Origin of the sequence: Clostridium aciditolerans (assembly GCF_016316925.1) — a bacterium.
GTDB classification, from domain to species: Bacteria; Bacillota; Clostridia; order Clostridiales; family Clostridiaceae; genus Clostridium_AM; species Clostridium_AM aciditolerans.
Genome location: NZ_JAEEGB010000062.1, coordinates 1 through 6,486 on the forward strand (window position 1 = coordinate 1; position 6,486 = coordinate 6,486).

The window sequence follows — 6,486 nt, forward strand, 5'->3', positions numbered from 1 at the left end:
ATTTATACCGTTATTATAAAGTAGACAGAGCATTTTTTAAATGTATGAAATAGACATTTAAAAAGCCTATTTCAAAGATTATACTGCCTCACAAAAAGTAGAATTAAGTCCTACTTTTTTTATTTTATCCGATGACTACCCGCTCTAATACTCTCCTGCACTCTGTGAAAGCGATTTACGCAAAATCATAGATTTTGGTTCTCTGCTTGCACTCTGTTAATATTTTTTTAATGATAGATTCGTAAATGGCTTTATGAGCATGGGATGAGAGTAACATAATATGGCTTAGCTGAGTAAAATATCTTATGGCGCAACAAATGATACATACAGAGAAAATACAATAAGGAGGCAATCATATGTACAAAATTAATGATAATTATTTGAAGCTACCAGGAAGATATTTATTTTCATTCATAGAAAAGAAAGTAGCTGCTTTTAGGGAGAAGCATCCTGATAAGAAAGTTATCCCTTTGGGAATTGGTGATGTAACTCAACCATTAGCGCCAACTATTATTAATACTTTACATTATGTAGTTGATGAAATGAAAAATGCAGATACTTTCAAAGGATATGCACCAAGCTCAGGTTACGAATTTTTGCGAAATGCAATTGTAAAAGGTGATTACAGGTCTCGTGATGTTGATATTTCAATAGATGAAATATTCGTAAGTGATGGCGCAAAATGTGATGCAGGTAATATTCAAGAAATATTTAGTATAGATAATAAAATTGCTGTTTGTGATCCTATATATCCTGTATACTTAGACACAAATGTAATGGCTGGTAGAACAGGAACATATGATGAGACTACACAAAGATGGAGTGATGTTATCTATATGCCATGTACTCCAGATAATAATTTTGCACCAGAGCTTCCAAAGGAAACACCAGATATTATTTATCTATGTTTTCCTAACAATCCAACGGGGACAACAATTACAAAAGACCAGCTTCAAGTTTGGGTTGATTATGCAAATAGAGTAGGAGCAGTTATTATATATGATGCAGCATATGAGGCCTATATTTCAGAGGATAATGTACCACATACAATTTATGAATGTGAAGGTGCAAAAACCTGTGCCATTGAGCTGAAGAGTTTTTCAAAGAATGCTGGATTTACAGGGGTAAGACTTGGATATACAGTTGTCCCAAAGGATTTGAAACGTTCTAATGTTTCCTTGAATGCACTTTGGGCTAGACGTCAGGCAACAAAATATAATGGAGCACCTTATATAGTTCAAAGAGCAGGGGAAGCTGTTTACTCTAAGAGTGGAAGAGAGCAGATAAAAAAGCAAATTGATTATTATATGAATAATGCAAAAGTGATCTGCGAAGGGTTAAGGTCAGCAGGTTATCATGTATTTGGTGGTGTAAATGCACCATATATTTGGTTGAAGACACCAAATGATATGACCTCATGGGAGTTTTTTGATTATTTATTGGAAAATGCAAATGTTGTAGGTACGCCAGGAGTCGGATTTGGTCCACAGGGAGAAGGATATTTCCGACTTACAGCATTCGGTACTTATGAAAATACGGTAGAGGCCGTTGAGAGAATTAAGAAACTGTAGGAAGATAAAATTAGGATATACAATAATAAGATGTTTATATATCTTTACTTCTATATTTCAATGTAGATATGATTTAAATGATTAAAAAATAAAGAGTCAAAATGACTCTTTATTTTTTAATCTACTGGACTGTTGTTTCAGCCTTATTTACAACATCTGAGAGTTGTTGAGTAGGTGGATCATATGGTTTATTCCAACCTCTATTTATGCTTAACTCAGTAAGTGCTGAATGACCACCAACCACCTGATTAAGGCTAGATGAATAAAGTGCTCTTAATTCTGGTGTTGTGCTTGTCATTGTTGCATTTAGATAGGCATCTGCTGCGCCTTTAGCAGCGGCAAGCATATTTCCAGCTATAACCTCATCATTTATATCAGTAGTGTTTTGAACTATATTGCTTAAAATAGTTGACATAGCATTTTACCTCCTCTATACTCTTGCTACGCTATTCTCATTGATAAATTGCTGCAGCCCTTTAATTCTACCTTCAGCTGCCAATATACCAGATTCTGCTTGCTTTTTTAATTCATCGTCTGTTATTAATGCTTGCATAGCCTTTGAAACTGCTAAGCCATCTCTCTCAAACTTTAATAATCCTGTTAATGAAAGTATTTCTCCTTCAGCAAGTTTTCTCATTTTCGAACCTCCATTCAATGCTTTATGTATTAACTCCTGCATTAGTATATGTAATTTGTATTATATTAAACATATAACTCAAATTATATTCAAAAGTAATAAAATGGCCTTTCTTCATTTGCTTTTTGGGGAATATAAAAGAGCTGTTGCAAAATTTCATTTTGCAACAGACCCTTTAAATTAAAGTATACTAAAAATTCAAATTGACGTTAAAAATTTTTCCCTTTGACTCTTAGGAAATCAAGAAACTCTTCCTTGCTTCTATTTATAATTAACTCTTCAGGCATATCTATCTGCTTCAGCATACTTAGAGCAGCATCGAAATTGCCTATATTGAGGCAAAAATGTGAATCACTATTTAATATTATCTTTACTCCATGCTCTTTGCATAGGCGAGCTATTTTAGTGCAGTTCTTTTCACTTCCAATTCTTGAGCTTACAAAGGAACTATTATTTATTTCAATAAGTATATTTTTTTCTTTTGCCTTTTTTACTAATTCTTCTGCATGAATTGGAAATTTAGGATTGCCTGAATGGCCTATAATATGTACATTTGGGTTATCCATAACTTTTAAAAAGGCAGATGTATTTAAATCAGCATTTTCATTTGCTTCCATTACTGGTTCGTGGATACTTGCTATTAATATATCCATTTGTTCCTGAAGAGATATTGGCAAGTCTAAGTTTCCTTCATAATCTATAATGTTGGCTTCGCAGCCATAAAGCATAGTAACACCAAAAAGTTCTTTTGGGAGTACCTTAAAATTCCCAAAATACCATTCGTGAGGAGCACCAGGCATGGAAGATCCATGATCTGTAGTGCCTAAAAGTTGAAGCCCCTTTTCGCTGGCACATTTTGCATTTTCTAATAAAGTTGAGTATGCATGCCCACTGGTTATAGTATGAGTGTGCATATCAAGAAGACATTTCATATATATTACTCCTTTCAGGTTGTAATTAAAATTAATACTATTTTTATTATATATTATATTTTTTATTTAAGTCAGATAATTGCTTACTTTTAAAAACAAGTTAACAATCATAATATGTGCTGTAAGTATAGTTTTTTCTTTAGCTACAAAAGCTAGTGCATCAACTGAAACACAGAGAAAATTTTCCTAACATTGTGGTTCCACACTTATTATTTTATTGAGAGGAGTTATTTATATTCTAATATTTCAGCTTATATAAATTATACTACAAGAACAAATGTTTGCATAATATCTGGTAAAGTAGACCATATTATACCTATAAGTATTGGAGGCATATAGTATGGCTTATTCATGTGCCGAAAAGAGTTATCCTGTAACTTTGAAAAAAGAAGAAAGCAGTGGTTATGGAAAGAAAAAGAGAAAAAATCATATTCAGATGGATAAGATTCTAAAGCGATTATTTACATTAAAAAACACTATACCAATTATAGATTTCCTTAACGCAGCCTATAGTGATGATATATCTTATGAAGCTAAATTATATTATGCTGATAAAGAAATCAATAATTTCGAAAAGAAAAGCAGCAGATACATAAGTTTTTATGCCGATATGTACATAAAGGTTGTAGATAGAGAAAAGATTTATGAATATGAAATAGAATTCCAAACAATTTATGAAAAAAGTATGGCTATAAGAATGTTTAGATATGGTTTTGAAAGAGCAATAAAAATTGCAGATTATAATAGTATAAGGGAAGGTAGAATAAAAATAAAATTACCAGACCCGTATCTTATAGTTTTAGAAGAAGATAAGAATGTACCAGACAATATATATTTAGAAATAGAAATTCCAAAACAAGATACAATTACTTATAGTTGCAAAGTATTAAAGTATTTTAAGTATGATATTGATAAATTATTAAAGGAAAATATGTATCTATTATTACCACTGCAGGTATTCAAATTAAGAAGGAAAATGTATGATATAAGTACTAGTATCTTATCCTTTGAAAATAAGAAAAGTAAAATGATTGAAGTATATAATGAATTAAAAATAGTTATAGAAGATACTTTAAAAGCTATAGATTTATCGTATAATAGTAATAAGGTAACTTTAGAAGATTATGATGAAATGACATCTGCAATAGAAAACATTAATTCATATTTTTTAAGTATGTACGGAAAGTATACAGATTTTGATGAGGAGGTTAAAGAAATGGTAAAGAGCTTTTACGATCCTAAGGTTGAGGAAAGAGGAATGCAAAGAGGTATAAAAGAAGGTATAAAAAAAGGAAAAGAAGAAGGAAAAATAGAGACAGCAGCAGAAATGATTAAAGATGGAGAAACTATAGAAAAAATCAAAAAGTATACAAAGCTAGATGAAAATAAAATTTTGGAATTAATAAAACAAATAGGAAGCGAAAAAGTTCAGTAAAATGTGGTGAGGTTCATCACATTTTGTTTTATATTAATTGTTTCTAGATAGTGATGAAAACAACGGAAGGCAGGTATACTCTCGATTATGCAGAAAAAATAGGTTTAGGAAAAAGAGAGTATCAACTTGTAGAAATATAGGCTAATCCAACAATTTACTATATATTGAAAGCAGTATTATAAATTAAATGATAATTATAATACTGCTTTTTACTAAGCAAATTAACTATTCTATATAGTCAAATCATTAACTTCTTTTATTTTTATTGCTTTATCAAATACATCTGCTATGAAAAAAAACGTCAATGAAATAATTGCCAGTGATACTACTTCTATCGTTACATTAATTCCAAATATTTCAAATAAGCCAAGGCCAGGTATAACTATTGAACTATAAATCGCTTGAACAAGTGCTTCTATGAAAAAAATATATCCTATATAATTAAATCGCTTTACATTGGCTCTAACAAAAGCACTTTCTTTGAAACTGTTTGCTATACCTAGTAAAATATACATTAAAACTGCATATCCTAAAAGTACAATTGCTACAAATATCTTTTTAAATAAAATACTTAACGTAACCTTCCCATTAATTGCGTCAAATATAAAAAGAAAACTACCTCCTATAAAAGCCACGGTCATTATAATTAATGAGATCCACAAAAATGATATTAATAAAGATTTAATCTTTTCATTTTTCATTAAAACCATCTCCTTTTATTGTATTTTATACCATTATAATACAATATTTATTGTTTATCAATAAATATTTGTCGAAATTCCTAAAATAGATATTTGAAATATACTCATTTAGGTTCAAAACAAAACTCCAATTGAGTGAATGTCACTCTTTTTAGCGCCTATAATGTCATGCTCTCTGTCACCGATTATAATAACTTTTGATTTTTCTAAGATATTGCAGCTTTCAAGTGCATAGGATATGACTTCATCTACATGACTGCTTGGTTTATGGAACAAAGTTTGAGGAATTCTCACGATCGGATTTTAATTGAATTATTATTGGAAGGTACAGAAATATAACTTCATATTTATAGATTGACATAATTTACATTATCCTTTAATATATAAAATATAATCAAAAAATTCATAATTACATGCATGTTTAAAAAATAATTTTTTAAACTAAAAAGTCACATAACTGGCGGAAGTGGAGTTTACCACAGGGAGTGCGACTTGTAAAGTAAAAATGTCGACCGCCTGGGCAAATGTCCAGGGGGTTTTATGTTTTTTTGTTAACTCCTGGACATCTTTAATTAAAATAGGAATAAAAAATAAAAGAAAAATTAGAGATGGAGGTATTTCAAAATGGGTTTTAAATCAGATATCGAAATAGCACAGGAGTGTAAACCACAAGACATTAGAGAAATTGCTTCAAAAATAGGTGTTTCCGAGGAGGACATAGAGCTTTATGGAAAATATAAAGCAAAAGTAGATTACAATCTTTTGAAGAAAACACCAGGAAAAAATGGCAAGCTAATACTATGCACAGCAATCAATCCAACACCAGCAGGTGAAGGAAAGACTACTACGTCAATAGGGGTAGCAGATGCTTTATCAAAAATAGGTAAAAATACAATAGTTGCATTAAGAGAACCTTCACTAGGACCTGTATTTGGAGTAAAAGGAGGAGCAGCAGGCGGCGGATATGCTCAAGTTGTTCCAATGGAAGATATAAACCTTCACTTTACAGGTGATTTCCATGCAATAGGAGCAGCAAATAACCTTTTAGCTGCAATGATAGACAACCATATATATCAAGGAAATGCTTTAGATATCGACCCAAGAAGAATTGTTTGGAGAAGATGCGTTGACATGAACGACAGACAATTAAGATTTGTTGTTGATGGTATGGGTGGAAAAGCAAATGGAGTGCCAAGAGAAGATGGATTTG

The 6,486-nt window shown here is 31.0% G+C and carries 8 protein-coding genes and 1 riboswitch; of the genes, 3 read left to right on the forward strand and 5 right to left on the reverse strand.

Translation table 11 applies throughout. The features are described 5' to 3' along the window. Positions 1–356 precede the first annotated feature (356 nt). Positions 357–1,571, forward strand: coding sequence for an LL-diaminopimelate aminotransferase (locus tag I6U51_RS24420; protein ID WP_211145148.1), 1,215 nt, complete (start codon positions 357–359; stop codon positions 1,569–1,571). 121 nt (positions 1,572–1,692) lie between these two features. On the opposite strand, the gene I6U51_RS24425 is transcribed toward I6U51_RS24420, so the two are convergent. The 3 genes from I6U51_RS24425 to I6U51_RS24435 form a co-directional block, all read right to left on the reverse strand. Continuing rightward, the gene (locus I6U51_RS24425) at positions 1,693–1,986 is read right to left on the reverse strand and encodes a spore coat protein (RefSeq protein WP_211145149.1); all 294 of its coding nucleotides are present in this window, start codon (positions 1,984–1,986) and stop codon (positions 1,693–1,695) included. 15 nt (positions 1,987–2,001) lie between these two features. After that, a complete protein-coding gene (locus I6U51_RS24430) occupies positions 2,002–2,208 on the reverse strand; it encodes a hypothetical protein (RefSeq protein WP_211145150.1) in 207 nt (68 codons plus the stop codon). Between the two features lie 209 nt (positions 2,209–2,417). Next, the gene (locus tag I6U51_RS24435; RefSeq protein WP_211145151.1) at positions 2,418–3,140 is read right to left on the reverse strand and encodes a phosphatase; all 723 of its coding nucleotides are present in this window, start codon (positions 3,138–3,140) and stop codon (positions 2,418–2,420) included. Positions 3,141–3,480: 340 nt separating this feature from the next. On the opposite strand from I6U51_RS24435, the gene I6U51_RS24940 reads away from it, so the two are divergent. Beyond that, positions 3,481–4,575, forward strand: coding sequence for a hypothetical protein (locus I6U51_RS24940; protein ID WP_246517683.1), 1,095 nt, complete (start codon positions 3,481–3,483; stop codon positions 4,573–4,575). A gap of 230 nt (positions 4,576–4,805) precedes the next feature. On the opposite strand, the gene I6U51_RS24445 is transcribed toward I6U51_RS24940, so the two are convergent. Together I6U51_RS24445 and I6U51_RS24450 are read right to left on the reverse strand one after the other, a co-directional pair. Further along, complete coding sequence (locus I6U51_RS24445) at positions 4,806–5,276, reverse strand: DUF2975 domain-containing protein (RefSeq protein ID WP_211145152.1); 471 nt, start codon at positions 5,274–5,276, stop codon at positions 4,806–4,808. A gap of 114 nt (positions 5,277–5,390) precedes the next feature. Further along, a complete protein-coding gene (locus I6U51_RS24450; RefSeq protein WP_343069868.1) occupies positions 5,391–5,552 on the reverse strand; it encodes an HAD hydrolase-like protein in 162 nt (53 codons plus the stop codon). A 167-nt stretch (positions 5,553–5,719) separates the two neighbouring features. Continuing rightward, a riboswitch (ZMP/ZTP riboswitch) is annotated at positions 5,720–5,805 on the forward strand. A 95-nt stretch (positions 5,806–5,900) separates the two neighbouring features. Between I6U51_RS24450 and I6U51_RS24455 the strand changes: the two genes are divergently transcribed. Next, a partial coding sequence (locus I6U51_RS24455; protein WP_211145153.1) for a formate--tetrahydrofolate ligase occupies positions 5,901–6,486 on the forward strand: 586 nt, incomplete at its 3' end.

What these genes read in the sequence shown, in the direction of transcription:
- I6U51_RS24420 (WP_211145148.1), top strand. Translation starts at nt 357, where the DNA reads ATGTACAAAATTAATGATAATTATTTGAAGCTACCAGGAAGATATTTA.
- I6U51_RS24425 (WP_211145149.1), bottom strand. Translation starts at nt 1,986, where the DNA reads ATGTCAACTATTTTAAGCAATATAGTTCAAAACACTACTGATATAAAT.
- I6U51_RS24430 (WP_211145150.1), bottom strand. Translation starts at nt 2,208, where the DNA reads ATGAGAAAACTTGCTGAAGGAGAAATACTTTCATTAACAGGATTATTA.
- I6U51_RS24435 (WP_211145151.1), bottom strand. Translation starts at nt 3,140, where the DNA reads ATGAAATGTCTTCTTGATATGCACACTCATACTATAACCAGTGGGCAT.
- I6U51_RS24940 (WP_246517683.1), top strand. Translation starts at nt 3,481, where the DNA reads ATGGCTTATTCATGTGCCGAAAAGAGTTATCCTGTAACTTTGAAAAAA.
- I6U51_RS24445 (WP_211145152.1), bottom strand. Translation starts at nt 5,276, where the DNA reads ATGAAAAATGAAAAGATTAAATCTTTATTAATATCATTTTTGTGGATC.